We start from the raw sequence: 19,097 nt of genomic DNA on the forward strand, positions 1-19,097 counted from the left end.
GAAAAACTATAAGAAATCAGCCCATATAACGATCATCGTCATCATCGTCATCAAGGAAAGGATTGGGAACGTTCTGTTCCTGGATCATATCCTGGAAACGTGTCTGGCTGCGATTAAAATACAAACACACCTCGCCAGTGGGACCATTGCGATGCTTGGCAACGATAATATCGGCGAGACCTTTGCGTTCCGTTTCTGGATTGTACACTTCATCGCGGTAAATGAACATCACGATATCAGCATTTTGCTCAAGACTATTATGCACAACAATATTATTTGCAACAAAATTATGAAGCCCATCTACAGTAAAATCATAGACCTCTTCTTCCCCATCAGGTTCGATAGCAACGACCTCATCCCAATACACCTCACTCATTGCTACAGGTGTCTCAGGGCTGGGTAAAGCGCGCGGTAGGGCGAGATGCATCTCAGGTTGTAGCTCATCCAATCGTCTCCAACCATCAAAGGTCAAGAAGCGATGATTAGCGGTAGCTCGAATAGTACGCCCTGACCGCGTTTTCAGGCGAAACACCTGTTTACGTCCCGTAGAAAATGCATGTGTTACAGGGCGGGGTTCAAATTTCCAGGTCCCAGTATTGAGCGCCAGAACATGAAATCCTTGCTGACCAACCAGCGAGTCTATGCGACGGTAATAGCCTTCATCCGGCAGGTAAACCAACGTATCACCAGTTAAACAGCCACTTTCACGCAGATCGGACAACTGCGGAACCTTCGATTGACGAGTTTCAACGGCACGAGATAACTGTGCCAGAGCCAGGATCGGCACGTTCAGCTCACGTGCCAGCACCTTCAACTGACGACTAATCTCATCAATAACTTGCACACGATTATCAGATCGACCACCGCTGGCCTCCGACGCCATCAATTGCAGATAATCAACGATTATCAGATCCAGGCCATTAGCTTCCGCAATCCACTGACGAGCCTTACTGCGCAATTGAGAGGTCGTCAGAGAGGCCGTCTCATCAAGCAGAATAGTCACAGCCGAAAAAACATTGGCGGCTCTCACCACATGATCCCACTCGTCATCCTCCACACGACCCGAACGCAAGCGCTGTTGATCGACACCAGCCTCCATCGAAATCAAGCGCTGGACAAGTTGATCAATACTCATTTCAAGGCTAAAGATGCCGATCTTGCATTGGTAGCGAACAGCGGCATTATACGCGAGGCTTAGAGCGAAACTTGTTTTGCCAACAGCTGGACGAGCAGCCAGAATGATTAAATCCGAACGTTGCAAACCACCCAGCAGACGATCCAGATCAGAAAAGCCCGTAGGGGTGCCTATAAGTCCGCTACGACGCATATACAGAGAATCGAGCCTATCCATATAGCTTGTAATCGCATCGCGAATGTGGGCCGTCTGAGAGCGATTTTGGGTACGTTCCTGTCTGACCGAAAAAATCATTTGCTCAGATTGTTCTAGAACAGCCTCAGCATCATCTTCCGCATACGCCGCCGCTACAATTTGTCCCCCCACATGAATGAGACGCCGCAGCGTCGCCAGACGCTCAACGATACGTCCGTAATACTCGATATTGCCGCTTGTGGGAACAAGGCTTACCAGAGAGGCGATATAGCTCTCACCACCAACCTCATCCAGCTTACTCTGACGGGCCAGCTCGTGACAGAGAATCACGAAATCGGCAGGCTCATGCCGTTCATAGAGCTGGGTAATTACTTCGTAGAGAGTGCGGTGTCCATCACGATAGAAATCGTCGGCCCGCAAGAAATCGATCACCAGAGAGATTGCCTCTGGGTCGATCAGCAAGCTGCCGAGAACACTCGCCTCCGCCTCAATATTTTGCGGTAAGAACCGTTCCATAAGCGCTACAACTCCAGACTAACGTAGATCGATACCAGGCAAGATAAACATATGGCAAAGCGTTTGAATACGTGAAAGAATGTACGTACCGAACTGCTCCTCAAGCGTATCCTCATCAAGATTTGTTGTGATAAACGTAGGACGATTATGCTTGAGTCGGGCATCAAAGACGCAGACAAAAAGCGAATATACCTCGGGCGAGACCGGGTCAGCAAAGAGAGGATTACCCAGATCATCGAGAAACAACACTTCTGCCGTTCTCATCACCTTGAGCATATTTTCAGCCAGCTCCGGATTTTTAACCAGTCGAAGAAGTTCGGGCACATAAAGCGACAACATAAAACGCCCTTTTTGGGCAATCAGAGGCTCGATACAGCTTATCAATCCCGTTTTGCCAACACCTGGACCTCCAATCAAACAGAGACCATGCTGTGACCCTTTACTCCTGATGTGATGGAAGTTCAAGTTTTCTATATAGTCCTCAACGATCCCGGCAATATATATCCTTTCCCCTTCAGCCTCTAAATGGGCAAGCTCATCTACACCTTCTTGCCGCTCAAATTCCTGGGGCCAGGTCTCCAGATTTCTCTCATAAAGCGATGGATGAGTCATAAACGCTGGACCGAAAAGTCGTTGTGCATAGGTGCGACGCATCTGCATATCTTGCTGCACGAATTCTCTACGTTGCCGCTGAATCCGCTTTTGAAAGCTTACTCCGTCAGCACAATCGCAAAACTCTGCTGGTGCCGCAAAACCATTTGATTCAAGGGTGACGGGCAGCGCCCAGCCTTCAATTGACAGCGGCTCGCCTTGCTGATTACAACCAATACAATCACCTCGCTCACTTGCAGAAAGCATACGGGTCTGCAAAAACGTACGTCGTCCCTCTGGAATAGCCATAAGTTGCCGTGTCAATGCAGCGCTCCGTTTGCCTGGAAGACGTGGTGGCCTTGATGCCATAATTCTGCTTAAACGTGTTTTGAGTTCTTCGTTCATAAGCAACCCCCTGCGACGTGTTCATTAAACAATATATTATGCTATAAAGCAGGGTCATATTATATACTGATACACTGAGAATAGAAAACGAAATACCCAATAGTACCCTATTGATTTGTTTGCTCATCCCTTTGCGTCTCTATAATCTCATTTGTACGACGCCTTTTCCCGGTTACTATCCGACCGTAATTGTATCTCTTCACAACTACCTTATTCCCCTGTCTAACCATGATAGCATTGCTATCTTTTGGGGTCTCCATAGCAAATATTGAGCTACGATTTGTTGCCCCTGGCTGTTCTGGTGGGCGTTGATTTTGCTGTTGATATGTTTGTCTATTCTCAGCCTTAAACTTGTCCTGTTGGTCTAATTGTTTTTGCCGTTGTTGCTTGAAAAAAGTGATCAGTTGCTCGAAGGTCTTGTCCTGAAACGTTTTCACGAGCGAAATAACACCTGCATCCAACCCTTCAGCATGGTATTCACGACAGCGAGTCGTAAACAGCCCGGCTTTGTTGGTGATAGTGTGACCTCCCTGGTCGTACAACCTGGAAAACACATAGACAAGCGATCCGGTGACTGCCTCCGCGCTACAATCGTTTATCAGCTTCATGTGGATTTTCCATTTGCCGAGGTCTCCGTCAAACAATTCAGCTAAAAACATCGCGAGCTGCTTGCGTAACGTACGGTCGTTATTAACGTTATTATTATATAATATATTAATAAAATCTATAACGTTATACGTAACGTACGTTGTGAGAAACTGCTGAGAATAATGTTTGGGATCGATCATGGAAATCTCAGAAAAACCGTCCTCGGTTGACTGCCCGGTAGACTTTTCTGTCTCGGAAGCCTCCGCAACTGCTTGCTTGCTCTCCGCTGTATCATCCTGAACCGCTGTTTGTGGTGGGGGAGACTTTTTCTCGACAGGAGACTTTTCTATCGCTGGCGGCGCTGTTTTCACTTTCTTGCTTGCTGGCGGAACCGGAAGTTCCGCTTTTCTCGTACTGGAGGGCGACTTTTTACCTGCGGTAGACTTTTCTGTCGTTATTTTCGCATTTGCAGGCTGATCACTTGTTGATGATGTCTCTGGTTCAACTTTTTTCTTTGGCGGTTTTGGAATTTCGTTGCCAGACTCGTCAATATGGATGACTTCGTCATTGACGATCTTCAGGCCATGTCTTGCCGCAACTGCCGCTAATCTGGGATCTACCTCCGGTCTTTCTGGCTTCGATTTTTTTTCCTCCAGTTTTTTTACCTTCTCAAAGAAGTTCGGATCATACAGCTTATTCAGGTATTCCTGGAAAAATTGGTTTGTCTTTTGTTGTTGTTTCGTGAGATCGCTATCATCGTCCGTAGCCGATTTGTATATTTTATGTTTTGGTGCTTGTGAGGCATTGATAGCGGGCGAAGGGACGGAAGGCTCACCGCCTGTACCTTCCTGGATAGCAGGTTTGTTGCTCTCAGTTACCATCTGGGAAGCTTCTTGAGCTGGTTGAGCAAAAGGATCTTCAGCGAGCAAGCGGTTATTCTCTTCTATCAGCTTTTTTGCCTCTTGCACGATTCCCATTGTCGCAATTGATTTGATGGCAAAAGGATTTTTGCCAGAAGCAGGGGGTCGGTTTGATGTAACTACGTCAGGCTGAGCAGTGATAGGCTCATCTGTATGAGCCTTCTCCGGTAGAGCCAGTGATCGCGCAGGCTGAGGGAGCGCCTCTGGAACTACTTTCTTCTGTTCAATAGCGGGTATTGCCTCTATTGCAACAACCCCAGAGCTATTAGAGGGATCAAACAAGTCGCAAATGATTTCACTGCTGATCCGTTTGAACAGGCGTTGCCTCTTTGCTGGCTCGATCTTCTCGTCCTGTATGATATCGTACAGTTGTCGCAGCAGTTGTTGCTCACCAGTACTATACTCCTTGTGCTGTGAGCCATTCTCAGATATAATGCCGTACAGGATACAGCGTTGTTTTACGCGGGTTGCAAACTGCCGCACCTTTGGACGGCTGTACTTGATCAGCTTGTCTAGTGCTTGTGTTGTTGGTGGTGGGGCATAATGCTGGAGCGGAAAAAGCAGTTGTATCCGCCCTTCTTGCCGAACCTTCACCAACAAGTTAAGCGCACAGAAGACGATCACATATTTGTGCGTTGTATCATATCCATAGTGAATTTTCTTTGCCAATTCACGGAGATTTTGCAGGCTAACTACGGCGACATCCGTTTGACCTTCCATCCCAGGCAATGCCATCTGTTTCACTTCCGCAAAACGAAGCATCTGGAAAAGAATCTCCGGCCCATTGCCAGGAGAGCCAAAAATCTGCTGCACTATCTGAGTCCTGGATGGATCGGTTCGCCGCAAGATCTCTGGTGCTGATCCTGAGTATGATGGTATAATTCCGTTCTGCCGTCGCATAATTTCTTCTTCAAGTTCTGTGTTGCGCGAGATTAAGTCGTCCATATGGCCCCTCCCAACGTGTCTATATGTTGCGCGAGATGAAACACAGTCATAAAATAGATGGGTCAGTCCGCCCGATCCCATACCCTCCTCTATCACTCTGCCGGCTCTCGTTTATTGCGAAAATAAACGAGAGCATTTCTGGCTGTATGAGTTGTACACTACTCGGCATTTTCATGTCAAGTGTATATACCGGATGGCTAAGACCCAGAAACTTTTTACTGGTTGTAAAAGATATATTACACTGCCAGATCTCTAGATGCTAGTCGTAAAGTGGAGTGGTAATTACTTATTGGTGTCTGGCTTTTCCGCTCAGAAATGCGCCGAACCCCGGTGGGAATTGCACCCAACCCCGGTGGGGTTTTCACCCAACCCCGGTGGGGTTCTCCATGACTTTTGGTTAACCGCCTGTTTGCTGGATGGAAAACCGGGCAAATGAGACAAAATAGTCAAGCGAAAAGTGTAAAATTTATCACACCACTACACTGATATTCTATTTATAATCCATAGCCATAAATCATAGCCATTTTCTTATAAAGATTATATATATAAAATCCTCTGCCAAAAAATATTGATGCATATTGATTTAACTGAGAATTCGGCACCTTTGAGCAAGCAAAATGCTCCTAACTCCGGTGGGGTTCAACAGCTCATAAAATGCCATATCCCATTTATTTTTATCAATGCAGCGTGTGTTTGGAATGATCGAATTATTCCAATTTTTGATGAGTTTTTGCCCGCTAAGAACATAAGAAATGCACCCAGCTATGGTGGGGTTAGAAACAGAAAAATGGCGAAGAATGTACCGAACCCTGGTGGGGTTCAGAATTGTAAAAAGAGACAAAATGCTCCCAGCTATGGTGGGGTAGAGGAAACGAAAATGTACCGAACCCTGGTGGGGTTCAGGAACCCAAAAAGAGACAAAATGCTCCCAGCTATGGTGGGGTTCACGAGCTTTGGTTATGCTTACGCTTTTGTATCTTGTAGTAAAGATTTCTTGACCTGGGAAGAAAGAACTATACAATCCTGATAAGCACTCATCATCTGAAAGAAACACCTTGCTTCAGAACTTTGCCTGCTCTATTGATGTTGATCGCAGAAGGTTTTCGTTCCTTAATAATACATATCTATTGATGTGTATTGGCCTCTTCAGGAGATAGAAGGTAGTCAGCACCTCCTCCGTCTAGATAACGCATCGTTTCCTTTTTCAGAAAAATGTACCGCGCTCCGGTGGGGCAGAGGATAAATCTATCTACATCGATGCTGCCTATAGTCATTTACATGATGGCGGGAACGGAAAATATCGCCAGGTGAGATTTGGTGAAGAAATAGAAATTTGTGTTGAGGTTTGTTAAGAAATATCGTCACACAAGATTTTATATGCATCAGGTAATAGCAAGCGGCGACAATAGAAGTGTCACAAAGAATGTACCGAACCCTGGTGGGGTTCAGAATTGTAAAAAGAGACAAAATGCTCCCAGCTATGGTGGGGTAGAGAAAGCAAGAATGTACCGAACCCTGGTGGGGTTCAGAATTGTAAAAAGAGACAAAATGCTCCCAGCTATGGTGGGGTAGAGAAAGCAAGAATGTACCGAACCCTGGTGGGGTTCAGAATTGTAAAAAGAGACAAAATGCTCCCAGCTATGGTGGGGTAGAGAAAGCAAGAATGTACCGAACCCTGGTGGGGTTCAGACGCCCAGGCAGGCAGAAAGTCTTGTCAAACAATAGACATGTATCAATCAAGCTATGGTCAAACGTTCTAATTGTATGCCGATTTATCTATCAAGTATTGATGAAAGAAAGCCATACCCTGAGAAGGGTATGGCTTAGGAAAATGGAAGTGTTCGTGATGTTGCTTTTAGAAAAATATATGGTGATGCCGCGAAAAATGCACCGAACCCCGGTGGGGTTGTGCTCCTCAATCATTCTTTGGGACGTATCCGGCGCGCGCGTTTGCGATGCGGATTATTCATCGCCTGATACTCTTGAATGAGTTTGAGCGGTGGCAAGATCTCCCAGCGTGCCGCCAACCATTCTTTGCTCCAGCGTGTTTGCCCCTTATCGATCTCAGTAATGCAAACCTGTTTCCCAACAATCCCCATGTTCTCCAATTTTTGCAGCGAGGCCTCAATACGTGGCACAAAGCGCGTTGTCAGGTGGCGCTCGTCCACCTCAATCATACTGGCCGCCAGCAGTTCTAGCATAGTAATTGGCGAACTGAAATCTCCCTGCTTGGCCTGTTCGCGCCAGCGCTCTGTCAGGTACAGCGCAAGGCGCAGGGCGTAACGGTCGTTTTGCGGATTCAACTTGAAAATCTGGCTATCAACCTCCGCAAGATAGTAGTTCTGGTGCTGCTCATAGGTGCTGATCCAATCGCCGGGTGAGATCAGGAAGCCAATGATGATTTTTTCGTTGGTAATGGCCTTGCGACTCACCACCGAGTAGCGCATATATGGCCCATCAACCTGAATGGGAATTGCCTTGCCGCGCACGGTGATGGTGCAATTTCCGCGCACATTGCAGGAGGCGAGTAAGGCGAGATCCTGGAGGACGCGCTGTTTCTGTTCGGTGCGATACCCGTCCGTATAGCGCTTGACGGTTCCGGGATGGGCCACACGACTATGCTTTTGCAATCCCTGCCACTGCAAGATTTCTTCGAGCAGGATCGCCACGCTGCCGTTTTTGGCGACGCGGTCGTTGTGACGACGAATATTCCACAGGCCCAGGATGATGCGTGCCGTCAACACTGTACTTTCGCTCAGCTGGCGGATCTGCCGCAATGCCTGCGGGATTTCCAATGGCCGCTCTGGTGTTCCCAGATAGACCTCAAGCGTATTGGAGGCAAGGTAGGAGATCTCACCGTGCCCCGGACGCCACATGTGCTTCTGGGCCAGTGATGCCTCGCGTACCGCCTGGTCTGGACGATAATTGGTAACTTTAATGTTGTCGGTGACATAAGGTGTGATGTTCTCAAATAGCGCTGTTTGCTCGATTTCGCCTCCCTCTAAAATGCTGGCGATATACTCTGTTGCCTCTTCTTCCGTCATAAAGTCGGTCACGTCGGCCAGCGTGTAATCGAGCAGGGATGATAGCTCGCTGTCTTCCTCTTCTTCAACTTGCATTTCGAGCTGTTCGGCAGGCACGAGACTGAGTTTCTGTTGCTGATACTCTTCCATATTTTTCTACCAGGCTAATCCCCTCGCGAGAAAATAGCCCTTCTCTCCTTTTCTGAACCAGCAGTCTGTAGAACAACAGCGTTATAGCCCTATGTCTGGTTATGTTTATAAGGGCAGGGGTAGATATGCGTCGCTCCCTTGCATATCCTCTCTTTCCATTCTACTTAGTTATGCGTACATTGTCAAAAAAATAAAGCCTTCTCCAATATATATAGGAAGAGTTATACATGTATTATATAAGCTTGTGTAAAAGTCTCCTTTTCCTTCCCAAAAGATAGACTCAAGCGAGTTTTTCCTGGTCTCATGAGCTGCTATGGGCTATATATTCATCTTGCCTTGTGTAAAAGTCTCCTTTTTTTGATATTGGAGAAGACTTTTTGCGGATAGAGGCAACTTATGAATGATGAGAAAAGTTGCCTTCAACGATGGTGGCTGATACTGTTCATGGGTCTCCTTTATTGGAACCAGAAGGAGACTTTCTGAAAACCCCGTCTCTTCTGGCTATCTCTGATAAGTCTCCTTTGTGCTATCCAAAAGGAGACTTCATCGTTGCTGCCAGTTGGCAGCGCAAATGAGTCTACCCTAGACCACTCAAAAGAAGACTTTTGCAGAAAATGGTAATGCAGTACGAGTTGCCTTCTGGGTCGCATAAGGTAGACCCATTTCCAAATACCTGCAATCAGCCTTTCTCAAAAAGTCGCCTTTTGGGTAGTCTAGGGTAGACCTATTTGCGTTGCCAACTGTTTCACCTTTCTAAGAGCCGGAAGCCACTATGCGCAGCTTCCACCTTCATGAAGACGGAATCGGCAACATGGGTCGCAACCCCTGTTGTCGAGGGCTGCGCGAGTTCCTGAAGCATCTGCCTGCGGGTGACCTTCGCCTGTTCGGGATCGCCGCTATCCAGGGAACTGGTCCATTCGGGATGTTCGATCTGTATAGCACTCAGGAAGATATCGCCGAGAATGATGACCCGTTCCTCGTCCGTCGTTATCAGCAGCGATGAGTGGCCAGCTGTATGTCCTGGGGTAGCGAGAACCCTCACTCCAGGTACGATATCCTCTCCCTCCTCTGCAAACCCGATGTGATGCTCCAGCAGATTCAGCGTACCAGCCACGCTAGCTCTAGTCTCCGGCTGATTGTCGAAGCGATGCCACTCAGCGCCCCGTACCAGATAGCGTGCATTCGGAAAGGTCAGGGCCGGCTCGCCATTGACCTCGCGCACGACACCGTTGACATGATCTGCGTGCATGTGCGTGAAAAAGACAATATCGATGTCGGCAGGATCGAGTCCCGCACGCTCAAGGTTGAAGAGAAGTTGGCCTCCATAGCACTTGAAGCGGTTGCTTTCGTAGGTTCTGGGGCCGAGGCCGGTGTCAATCAATATTGTATGCTCAGGCGTCTGGAGCAGATAGGCACCCAGGCTTCCGACAAGTTGACCATTGTCATCGAGATAATTTTGATAGAACTGCCAGTCTGCTGTGGTGGTTGTTGAGAAAACGGCTGTTGGATTGAAGAGAATGTATCCATCGGGCAGATACGTTATGCGAACGCTGCCTGGTGTAATCGAGCCATAGGCTGCTGCTTTGACCATTAATAAGTAGCTTTCCTTTCAACAGAGAGTAACATCTCTTGCTATTATAGAATAAACCGCTGTCGATCCCAACTTTGAGCGCATGTCAGAAGAGCCTGGCCCGGCAAGAAGACGTATCAGCCAGGGTTGAATGCCAATATGTGTCGAGAAGATCTCGATCAAGAAAAATGTAAAAAGTCTTCTTTTGGGTTCAATCAATCAGACTCATTTGCCATTATCAGCGATCGGGCTTCTCGATGAGTCGCCTTTTGAGTAGTGCGAGGTAGACCCATTTGCCATTATCACAGACCTGCCGGCATAAAAAGTCTTCTTTTGAGTAGTAGAGGGTAGACTTATCCCCAATTATCACAGGTACAGCCGATATAAAAAGTCTCCTTCAAATGCTAAAATGCAGAAGGCAGAAGATTCCGGTATCTCATGCCTGGATTGAAAAAAGAGAGGGAAAGCATGGACCTCGAAGCAAATAAGGCACTCGTGAGACGCTATATAGAGATGTGGGAGACGGGAAATGTAGCTCTGGCTGATGAAATCCTTGCCGCAGAATACGTTGATCATACCCATCCTGATCGAACTTCTGGCCCAGAAAGTGTTAAAGAGGAAGTTCTTGCTTTTCGTGCTGGTTTCCCTGATGTACGCATTACCATTGAACAGATGATTAGCGAGGAGAATACCGTCGCTTTTCGCTTTGTGCTTCGGGGAACGCATCAAGGAACTTTTGCGGGTTTCGCCCCAACAGGAAGAGAAGCCATCCTGACCGGTGTGGACTTTATTCGTATCGCTGAGGGCATGATGGTCGAGCTTTGGGGCTGTCAGGAGACTCTCAGTTGGGTTCTCCAGCTCGGAGCCACAGTGTCGTTGCCTGAGTGATGCGAGTTACCTCAAGCTGTGGGACGACACCCAGACGAAAACGTTACGTTAACCTTCAAGCGTTGAAATATTTGATGACGTTAAGAGGGGCTCCAACTTTTTGCATGAGAGAGTCACCACGAGCTGGTGACTCCTCAATGGCTCAACCATTAGCTCAGTGGACTCGTGTGATCTCAATCCCCCTGTCCGAAGCCAGAATACGATAATGTTGGAAGGCGGGATATTTTGTTATCATCGCGCGAATGTGTACATCCAACGCCTTTTCAATATCCGTGTTGTCTGCACCTGGCAGACCGCCACATTTGTCTATATGGGCCTGCCAGCCGAAAATAGTAGCACCATGCTCGGCTGCATACTGGTCTGCATAGATGTTGTCCCCCGTCTTGGCATCGTTACCAACCAGAGAGGGGTCTCTGGCTGAACCACCAGCGTAGGCTTCATGCCAGTAAGCGGTGGGCAAGAGGCCAGTCGCCTCCTCGAATTTCCTGCGGCTGGCCTCGACAAAGCGTTTATCAATACAGGTTCGTAAAAAGCCAAACGTCTCGATGTTATGGCTCATATCGTCTCTCCTTTCTGGAACGCCTGCGCGGATGAGGTTTCTGCACGGTTTCTCTGCGTGCTCTCTTTGCACTAACAGAGAAGCGTTCTCAAAACCAGGCGTGCGCATCACTGCTCTCACACGCTCAAGCCTCTTGTCACTCTGCGAAGACGAAACCTCGCTTTTTTGCAAGACAAGAGAGGGCGTAGAAAGCAGTACAAAATAAAGTGCTTTAATCGATTTTCTAGAAGTAGAAAGTGCTATGAGAAGTGTACCAAAATTTGAGCAAAAAGTCCATGCTCTAGATGAATGATGACTACTTTGTCATCTTCTGATGAGGTAGTTTTTATGAGACGAAGGAGGATCGTTGCTTGGACAAGCGACACTACCGCTGCTGTCCAAGCAACGATCCTCCATTCCTTAGTGGGGCCTCAACGAGTCTTCTTCCTGGTAGTCTACAGTAGACTTTTGGGAAGCGTCTCCTTTCTAACTGCCGCTAGCTAGTCGCCTTCTGTCTCTAATAAAGTAGACTTTTCCTCTGGATAATTGCCTGTCAGGGGGATACAATGAGGGAAAACCAACGGATAAGCTGTTGTAGTAGGAGTTGGCATGGAGTACTACAATTGGACAAATTGCCCGAAAGTGATTAAGGCGGAAGTGAATACATTGCTTGCGGAGTTCTCGCATCTGCCTGATCTACACTTTTCCGGTATGTATCTACATGGTTCTCTCGCTCTGAGTGGTTTCCAGCCTGCTCGTAGCGATATTGATATCATCGTGACAACCAGCAAGCGTATCAGCGTGCAGGCCGAGAAAGCCGCCGTTGAGTTGCTCTTGCGCGTCTCGAAGTTTCCCGCACCCATCGATATCTGGTTTCTTGCTGAGAGCGACCTTGCTTCGTTCCAGCAACCTCTCCCTTTCACTCTCCACTATAACGAGCGGTTGCGCGAAAGCTTCCAGCAAGATCTTAGCAGCGACGCATGGCAGCATTGGAACGACCAGACACGTTCCGACCTGCACCTCGCCATTTACCTTACCGTCCTTCAGCGCAAGGGTATTTGTCTTGCTGGTAAAGCGATTGATGAGGAGTTTCCTCTCGTGCCGGAGCAGGTATTTCTTGATGCGCTGGTGGCGAGCTTTCAGGAGGCATGCAAGCACTATTTACAGGATCTTGTGGCTTTTGTGCTGAATAGCTGCCGAGTCTACGCCTACCTGCGCGATGGGCAATTGCTCTCCAAAAACCAGGGCGGCGCGTGGGGGCTTGCTCATTTGCCCGAACAGTATCATCCGCTCGTTCAACAATCGCTGGCACTCTATCGCAGTGAACGATTGGGACGCCCGATTGGTCGCGCTGTTTTGAACGAGTTTATGACATATATGGAACAAGCAATTCTTCGCCAGCGGACCGGCTCGGAGGAGATCAGCTGGCGAGATAATGGGTGAGTGTGGTTAGTGCGATGGCTTGAGCGAGGGCAAGAGTTGATGCTCCAGCCATCCCTGAAGCGTGGTCCAGAGCACGCGCACGCCAAAATAGCCGAGCGCGAGACCGCAGAGGGCGTTGATCCAGAGGAAGAGCGCTGGGCGAATCCAGCGGCGGCCCCAGCGAATTCCTATAGTAATACCAATGCTCCAAAGAACCGCGCCGACGAAAAAGCCCGCGAAGAAGAGCACAAACTGTAATCCCGTGCTGCCAGATGCCATAACGCTACTGCCCAGGCCCGACCAGAAGGCCAGCCCAACCGGATTGGCAAGGCCAAATACAACTCCAGTAGCGAAATCTCCACGTTTGCCCGCCGTTGCTTCGGGCTTGACATTGCGACGTGTGAAGGCCTCGTAAAGCGCGAGCCAGGCCATACGCAGCAGAAAACAGCCGCCAGCGATGCCCAGCACGATCTGGAACGTCATATATTGTGCCAGGGCCGCAACACCCGTCAGGGCGAGTATGGCCCACAACGAATCGCCAATCAAAGAGCCTGTCTCCACTAATAACGTCGAACGAGCACCGTGTGTGACACCGCGCCGAATCGCTTCGGTGTTGACTGCTCCCGGTGCGGCGGCATAGGCAATGCCAAGCCCGATAGCAGTCGCGAAAAATGCAACCTGCATACCTGTTTTTCTTCTCCTGATGATGAGTTAACAACCTCCATAGAGTGTACTCGATATTGATAGTTGCGTCCAGTGGAGGTAAGTATTAAGCCAGGGCTTTCCAATTCTCCCATCTAGCAGGAGTGCAGAGGGCGGCAGCCCTTTGCCGGGGTGCGGGGTGTCCCCGCAAAAACCTTTTTTCTTCTCTTTTGCGCGCCGCCGCAGGCGGCGCGCGAAGGGGGGAAGGAAACTGGGGACGCCCCAGGCCCCGGCAGGGAGACCCCTGCACCCCTTTGAGCGGAGAACTGGAAAGCCCTGAGTATTAAGCAAGCAGGAGAACATTGTGTCCTTTGGGGCGCTCAATCGACCAGAACCACCAGTTTACCCTTCGCTCGATTCTCTTCCATATAGTGATGCGCTTCAACGATCTCATCAAAGTGGAAAACGCGGTCGATGCTCACTTTATAACGACCAACTTCTACGCCTTCAACAATGTGCTGCAAAACATCTGTATCGTTTGCTGCGTTGACAGTGCCACTGCTATAATGCGTTAGTCTAACCGCCGAAGGGATAGCGACCATCGGATCAAATTCCTGTAAGACCCAGGCATTGCCCAGGATGCCAGTCATACAGACGATACCTTTTGGCGCGACGGCCTGAAGCGAATCTAGCAATGTGACCGTTCCAATCAGCTCCAGAACACCATTCACACCACCAGGAACGCGTTGCCTCACCTTGTCTGCAATCGTTCCGGTATCGATAATAACTTCCTCTGCTCCAATTATCAGTAATGCCGTTCTCTTCGCAACTTTTCTTGTAGTCGCAAGGACGGTTGCGCCGTGATGTTTTGCCAGCATGATCGCTGCCATGCCCACAGAAGAGGTGCCTCCACGTACCAGGAGAGTTTGCCCCGGTTGCAGGTCCATTGCCTCGAAAAGCGATCCCCAGGCTGTGAGGTACGTTTCTGGAATGGCGGCCAGTGTTTCCCAGGGGAGGCTTGTTTGCAGCGGCAGGACCTGACTGGCCGGTACTAGCGTGTATTCAGCATAGCCACCGTCATATGCGCGTCCCATCTCTCCCATCACAGCGGCGACGGTTTGCCCAACCTGCAAAGATGTGTCCGGTGCTGCCTCGACAATCCCTACACATTCGATGCCCAACACACGAGGAAATTTGACAGATGGCGAATGGCCTTGTCGCGTAAACATTTCTGAGCGGTTTAAACCAAAGGCTTTGACACGAATCAACACCTGACCGGGGCGCGGCTCCGGGCGTGGAATGTCGCGAATCTGCAATACTTCGGGCGGTCCCGCTTGCTCAACTACAATCGCTCGCATACTCATCTTCTCCTTAGAGGGTTAATGCTCTGTCCGGGTTTTATTATTACACGGCAGCGTACGCCCTGATGTGACGGTGAGTATTCCTGCTGCTAGCAATGAAACATCACAATTATTTGTTACATTTCCTGTCTCTGCTCGGCCTGCATACGTTGACGTAGCTCCTCGCCGCGTTTGCGTCCCTGGCGGCTATAGAGAAACATCCAGATCACCAGCGCGCCGATGATGCCGTACAGGACAAACGGCGAGATAATCAGGAATTGCTCGATGCTCAAAATTATCACCAGATAAGTACGTAGAGCTGCCTCAAAGAGAAAACCAATACCCCAGACAACTGTAACCACGCGCATGGTATGACGAAACTGCTGGTATTGCCAGAGTGAGTCGAACCAGCGGATATTCTCCGGGTTGTTGCCGGTCGCGAAGTGGCGCGCGAAGTAGAAGGCGAGCGGTCGTGGGAAGAACAACGAGACCAGATAGGCCAGCCCAAATACTGCCGTAAAGAACGATTCACGTATCAAATAGACTTTTGGACTGCCGCCCAACGCCATCGTCACCAGCGAGGTGATAATACCAAACAGCACGATGCCAGCCAGCAAATCGATGCGCTTGCGGCGTATCACACCAACGATGCTATCGATCAACGATGGGACGCCCGATGCCACAAGCGCAACAAAATCAGAACTGCCAGCATATGTTTTCAGCGCCCAATAAATCACGATGGGCAATGCGGCATTAATGACAATACTGCTGAGCAGGCTCAGGATTGTTGCCGCTTTACTGGCTTTTTGTTCGGTTACTGAACTTGCTGCTACGTTTTCCATGTACTTTTCCCTTTCTTTACTTGTGAGAGACACATCTATCAAAACATATATGAGGTGAGTTGTAATCAACCCATCGGTTGATTTTTGGAGGAACGAAGGGTCAGGCGCGGATAGATTGCATGGTATACTGGGGCAAATGCTTTGCAGGAGAGGATGAAGAGATGCACGATCATGCCTGGCTACGCTTTCTCCCACTCTGGTATGGGATATTCTATGTCATGCTCGCTTTTACAACTGCACTGGCTTTGCTGGATGCCTCTCCTCGTTCAGTGGCTGTATGTGCGGCCATCCTGGGACTCTCAGCGCTGCTCGCTAGCTGGTATGCGATCTGTATCGTGCCACGTTTTCAGCGTATACGTTACCGTCCACTGATCGCGCTGGTCTATCTGGTCGTTGGTTGGGGCCTCTGGTTCTGGCTCACCCTCTATCACCCGGTCTATCAGTTCTTGCTGTTTGGCCTGTATCCCCAGGTCTTCTTTTTCCGCCCTCTCCCCTGGAAGATCTTTGACGCTATTATCCTGACCATTTTCTCCCTCGCTTTGCAGGTGCTTTTATTGAATGGATTTGACGCGACCTTGCTCATTACGCTGGCGGCAACGATTTGTGGTATTCTCATGACGTTTTTTATTGAAGCTATTATCCGTCAGAGCCGGAATCGCCATCAGTTGTTGCAAGAGCTTGCGGCGACCCGTCACGAGCTGGCCCTTGCTGAGCGGCGAGCAGGAGTGATGGAAGAGCGTCAACGGCTCGCACGCGAAATCCACGATACGCTGGTGCAGGGCTTTACAAGCATTGTGATGCATCTCGAAGCAGCAGAAGAGGCACTTCCTTCAGAAAAGCAAACAGTGCAAAAGCATTTCGATCAGGCACGACGTACGGCCCGCGAGAACCTGCTGGAGGCACGCCGCCTGATGTGGGCGCTGCAACCTAAGGTCTTAGATCATGCCCAGTTGCCGGAGGTGCTGGCCCATCTCGCCGAACAATGGTCGCAAGAACATCATGTTGCAGCCTGTACTACCATTACTGGCACGTCCTTCCCTCTTCGTCCTGAAATCGAGGTGATCTTGCTCCGGGCCACTCAGGAGGCGTTGACTAACATTGGCAAGCACGCTCATGCCTGCGTGGTAACGGTAACGCTATCCTATATGGAGGATGAGATCGTGCTTGATGTGCAGGACGACGGTTGCGGCTTCGATCTGGAAGCATTACCAACCTCTCGCCCGGCCACGAGCGGCTTTGGTTTGCAGGCATTGCGCGAACGTGTGGAGCAGGCTGGCGGCATGCTCTCTGTAGAGAGTACTCCGGGTGAAGGCACTACAATAGCTGTAGCGCTGCCTGCCATGAACAATGAGCCGTTGTTTTGCCCCGAAACTTCTCCTGCAAGCATGAAGGGGATGGAGCAGTGAAACGCATCAGGCTTATCATCGCCGACGATCATCCCGTCGTTCGCGCAGGTTTACAGGGCATGCTTGCCAGCCAGCCCGATTTCGAGATTGTTGGAGAGGCGACTAATGGTGCGGAAGCGGTGGCACTGGTGGTCGCGCTCCAACCAGATCTGGTGCTGATGGATCTACGCATGGCAACGATGGATGGTGTGGCGGCAACTGCGCAGATTAGAAGGCAGCTGCCCACGCTCCCGGTTCTGGTGCTGACGACGTATGATAGCGATAGCGATATTCTTCGTGCCATTGAAGCCGGGGCCACTGGCTATCTGCTCAAAGATGCTCCACGCGATCAGCTTTTCTCGGCTATTCGCGATGTTGCACAGGGGAAATCTGCCCTGGCTCCAACCGTGATGACCCGGCTTCAGACGCGCTTGCACTCTTCAGGCGGGGATGGACTGAGCGTGCGCGAGCTTGAGGTGCTGACACATGTTGCGCGCGGTTCCAGCAATAAGCAGATCGCCCGCCATTTGCATATCAGCGAGGCCACCGTCAAATCTCACCTGATCCATATCTTTAGCAAGCTGGGTGTCACGGATCGTACCGCCGCTGTGATGGTTGCGCTGGAACGGGGTTTGCTCAGCATGGAAACTGATAGGGAATGATGATAATTGCGCCTACACAATGAAAAATTCTTTTCAAGAGCGGTAATCTCATTCGTACCGGCAATTGAAAGGGGAATAGCTCTGGGCAGAGAGGATGTCGGGTGTACCCGTAGCGACAAGGGGGGTTGAGAGTCCTGGTGGGGGCCTTGCGCTTGTCGCCCTCGCCACATCGTTTCCCTGTTTCCCGGTTCCAGCGTAGCCCCAACAGCGACAAGCGCAAGGCCCCCACCAGGACTCTCAACCCCTCTTGTCGCTACGGATGGGGAGAACCCCTCTCTCCCCGGAACATTTGCCGGATGCACCAATCATGTTATGTAGATGCAATTGGCATGGGAAAAGTGAAATCAGTGATGAGCAACTATACCTCACTTCCTCTACTGCTCAAGCGGCGCGATCACACGGGCCGCGTCGCGGGGATCGAGGCGGTCACGGACCGCATCACCTAAGAGGTTGAGGCTCAGCACAACAAGCACAATAGCCAGCGTGGGACCGAGCAGCATCCAGGGATCGCTGGTCAGATAGGTTTTGGCATCGTTAATCATTGCCCCCCATTCAGGCGTCGGCGGCTGCGCGCCCAGGCCAAGAAAGCTGAGCAACGACTCGTCCAGAATGGCGAACGACAGCGAGAGCGTCGCCTGCACCAGCAACGGACTCGTGATATTTGGCAAGATATGTCGGAGCAAAATCTTCCATGTTGGCGTACCACTCACGGTGGCGGCTGTAATGTAGTCCAGAGCTACCGTCTGAAGCGTCTGACCGCGTGCAATGCGGGCATAGATGGGAATGCGCACAACGGCCAGCGCGATCACCAGATTGAGCACGCTCGGTCCCAACGCCGCCGCAATAGCCAGAGCCAGGATCAGCGAGGGGAAAGAGAGCAGCGCATCGACGATCATTGTGATGAGTTGATCGACCCAGCCTTTAAAATATGCCGCCAGGATGCCCAGAAGTGTCCCACAGACGCCGCCCAGCAGAATTGTTGCCACGCCCACTAACAGCGAAATGCGCGTCCCATAGATGATGCGGCTTAACTGGTCACGTCCCAGCGCATCGGTCCCCAACGGATGCGCCGCGCTTGGCCCCTGCGCTGTGATTGCTGGATAATATTGGAGCGGTGGGTATGGGCTGAGCAAAGGGGCAAAAATAGCGGTCAGCACCAGCAGCAACAAAATAACGGCGAACCACCAGCGCGGGTCTTGCCGCAACGCTTGCATGATCCGCGCCAGCCACGACACACGCCCTTGCGCGGTCCGCATCTCTAGCGCTTGCGCTTCCTCGCTGACATTCTCCGGGATAGCCATAAACTCATCTTCTCGCTTTCCTTTATTTAGGAAGGTGAT

At 50.1% G+C, this 19,097-nt stretch carries 15 protein-coding genes; 5 read left to right on the forward strand and 10 right to left on the reverse strand.

The window, feature by feature from the left end; all coding sequences use genetic code 11:
* Positions 1–16: 16 nt before the first annotated feature.
* The 3 genes from dnaB to K3T83_RS40560 form a co-directional block, all read right to left on the reverse strand.
* Positions 17–1,846: a replicative DNA helicase gene (dnaB, locus tag K3T83_RS40550; protein WP_220208844.1), complete on the reverse strand. Its 1,830-nt coding sequence runs from the start codon at positions 1,844–1,846 to the stop codon at positions 17–19.
* A gap of 18 nt (positions 1,847–1,864) precedes the next feature.
* The gene (locus K3T83_RS40555) at positions 1,865–2,806 is read right to left on the reverse strand and encodes a P-loop NTPase family protein (protein WP_220208845.1); all 942 of its coding nucleotides are present in this window, start codon (positions 2,804–2,806) and stop codon (positions 1,865–1,867) included.
* Positions 2,807–2,949: 143 nt separating this feature from the next.
* A complete protein-coding gene (locus tag K3T83_RS40560; protein ID WP_220208846.1) occupies positions 2,950–5,295 on the reverse strand; it encodes a hypothetical protein in 2,346 nt (781 codons plus the stop codon).
* 571 nt (positions 5,296–5,866) lie between these two features.
* Here K3T83_RS40560 and K3T83_RS40565 point away from each other — a divergent pair.
* The gene (locus tag K3T83_RS40565) at positions 5,867–6,322 is read left to right on the forward strand and encodes a hypothetical protein (RefSeq protein WP_220208847.1); all 456 of its coding nucleotides are present in this window, start codon (positions 5,867–5,869) and stop codon (positions 6,320–6,322) included.
* A gap of 892 nt (positions 6,323–7,214) precedes the next feature.
* On the opposite strand, the gene K3T83_RS40570 is transcribed toward K3T83_RS40565, so the two are convergent.
* Both K3T83_RS40570 and K3T83_RS40575 read right to left on the reverse strand, forming a co-directional pair.
* A complete protein-coding gene (locus K3T83_RS40570) occupies positions 7,215–8,468 on the reverse strand; it encodes a hypothetical protein (RefSeq protein WP_220208848.1) in 1,254 nt (417 codons plus the stop codon).
* A 745-nt stretch (positions 8,469–9,213) separates the two neighbouring features.
* On the reverse strand, positions 9,214–10,059 hold the full coding sequence (locus K3T83_RS40575; protein WP_220208849.1) for an MBL fold metallo-hydrolase: 846 nt from the start codon (positions 10,057–10,059) through the stop codon (positions 9,214–9,216).
* Between the two features lie 447 nt (positions 10,060–10,506).
* Here K3T83_RS40575 and K3T83_RS40580 point away from each other — a divergent pair, with 447 nt between their 5' ends.
* A complete protein-coding gene (locus tag K3T83_RS40580; RefSeq protein ID WP_220208850.1) occupies positions 10,507–10,926 on the forward strand; it encodes an ester cyclase in 420 nt (139 codons plus the stop codon).
* Between the two features lie 154 nt (positions 10,927–11,080).
* Here the strand turns inward: K3T83_RS40580 and K3T83_RS40585 are convergent, their stop codons facing one another.
* Positions 11,081–11,485 carry a hypothetical protein gene (locus K3T83_RS40585; protein ID WP_220208851.1) on the reverse strand — a complete coding sequence of 135 codons (405 nt, stop codon included), beginning with the start codon at positions 11,483–11,485 and terminating at the stop codon, positions 11,081–11,083.
* A gap of 588 nt (positions 11,486–12,073) precedes the next feature.
* On the opposite strand from K3T83_RS40585, the gene K3T83_RS40590 reads away from it, so the two are divergent.
* Complete coding sequence (locus K3T83_RS40590) at positions 12,074–12,907, forward strand: aminoglycoside adenylyltransferase domain-containing protein (RefSeq protein WP_220208852.1); 834 nt, start codon at positions 12,074–12,076, stop codon at positions 12,905–12,907.
* 6 nt (positions 12,908–12,913) lie between these two features.
* On the opposite strand, the gene K3T83_RS40595 is transcribed toward K3T83_RS40590, so the two are convergent.
* The 3 genes from K3T83_RS40595 to K3T83_RS40605 all read right to left on the reverse strand — a co-directional run bounded on the left by K3T83_RS40595 (position 12,914) and on the right by K3T83_RS40605 (position 15,710).
* On the reverse strand, positions 12,914–13,570 hold the full coding sequence (locus K3T83_RS40595; RefSeq protein ID WP_220208853.1) for a LysE family translocator: 657 nt from the start codon (positions 13,568–13,570) through the stop codon (positions 12,914–12,916).
* Between the two features lie 338 nt (positions 13,571–13,908).
* Entirely contained in the window at positions 13,909–14,886 is a 978-nt protein-coding gene (locus K3T83_RS40600) for a zinc-binding alcohol dehydrogenase family protein (RefSeq protein WP_220208854.1), read from the reverse strand.
* Positions 14,887–15,005: 119 nt separating this feature from the next.
* Complete coding sequence (locus K3T83_RS40605; protein WP_220208855.1) at positions 15,006–15,710, reverse strand: VC0807 family protein; 705 nt, start codon at positions 15,708–15,710, stop codon at positions 15,006–15,008.
* A gap of 161 nt (positions 15,711–15,871) precedes the next feature.
* Here K3T83_RS40605 and K3T83_RS40610 point away from each other — a divergent pair, with 161 nt between their 5' ends.
* The gene (locus K3T83_RS40610; protein WP_220208856.1) at positions 15,872–17,116 is read left to right on the forward strand and encodes a sensor histidine kinase; all 1,245 of its coding nucleotides are present in this window, start codon (positions 15,872–15,874) and stop codon (positions 17,114–17,116) included.
* Positions 17,113–17,757, forward strand: a complete 645-nt coding sequence (locus K3T83_RS40615) for a response regulator transcription factor (protein ID WP_236065176.1) — start codon at positions 17,113–17,115, stop codon at positions 17,755–17,757. The genes K3T83_RS40610 and K3T83_RS40615 overlap by 4 nt, the downstream gene beginning before the upstream one ends.
* A 374-nt stretch (positions 17,758–18,131) precedes the next feature.
* Here K3T83_RS40615 and K3T83_RS40620 read toward each other — a convergent pair whose 3' ends face one another.
* Entirely contained in the window at positions 18,132–19,058 is a 927-nt protein-coding gene (locus tag K3T83_RS40620; RefSeq protein ID WP_220208857.1) for an ABC transporter permease, read from the reverse strand.
* Between the last annotated feature and the right edge of the window lie 39 nt (positions 19,059–19,097).

Source organism: Reticulibacter mediterranei (genome assembly GCF_016587455.1).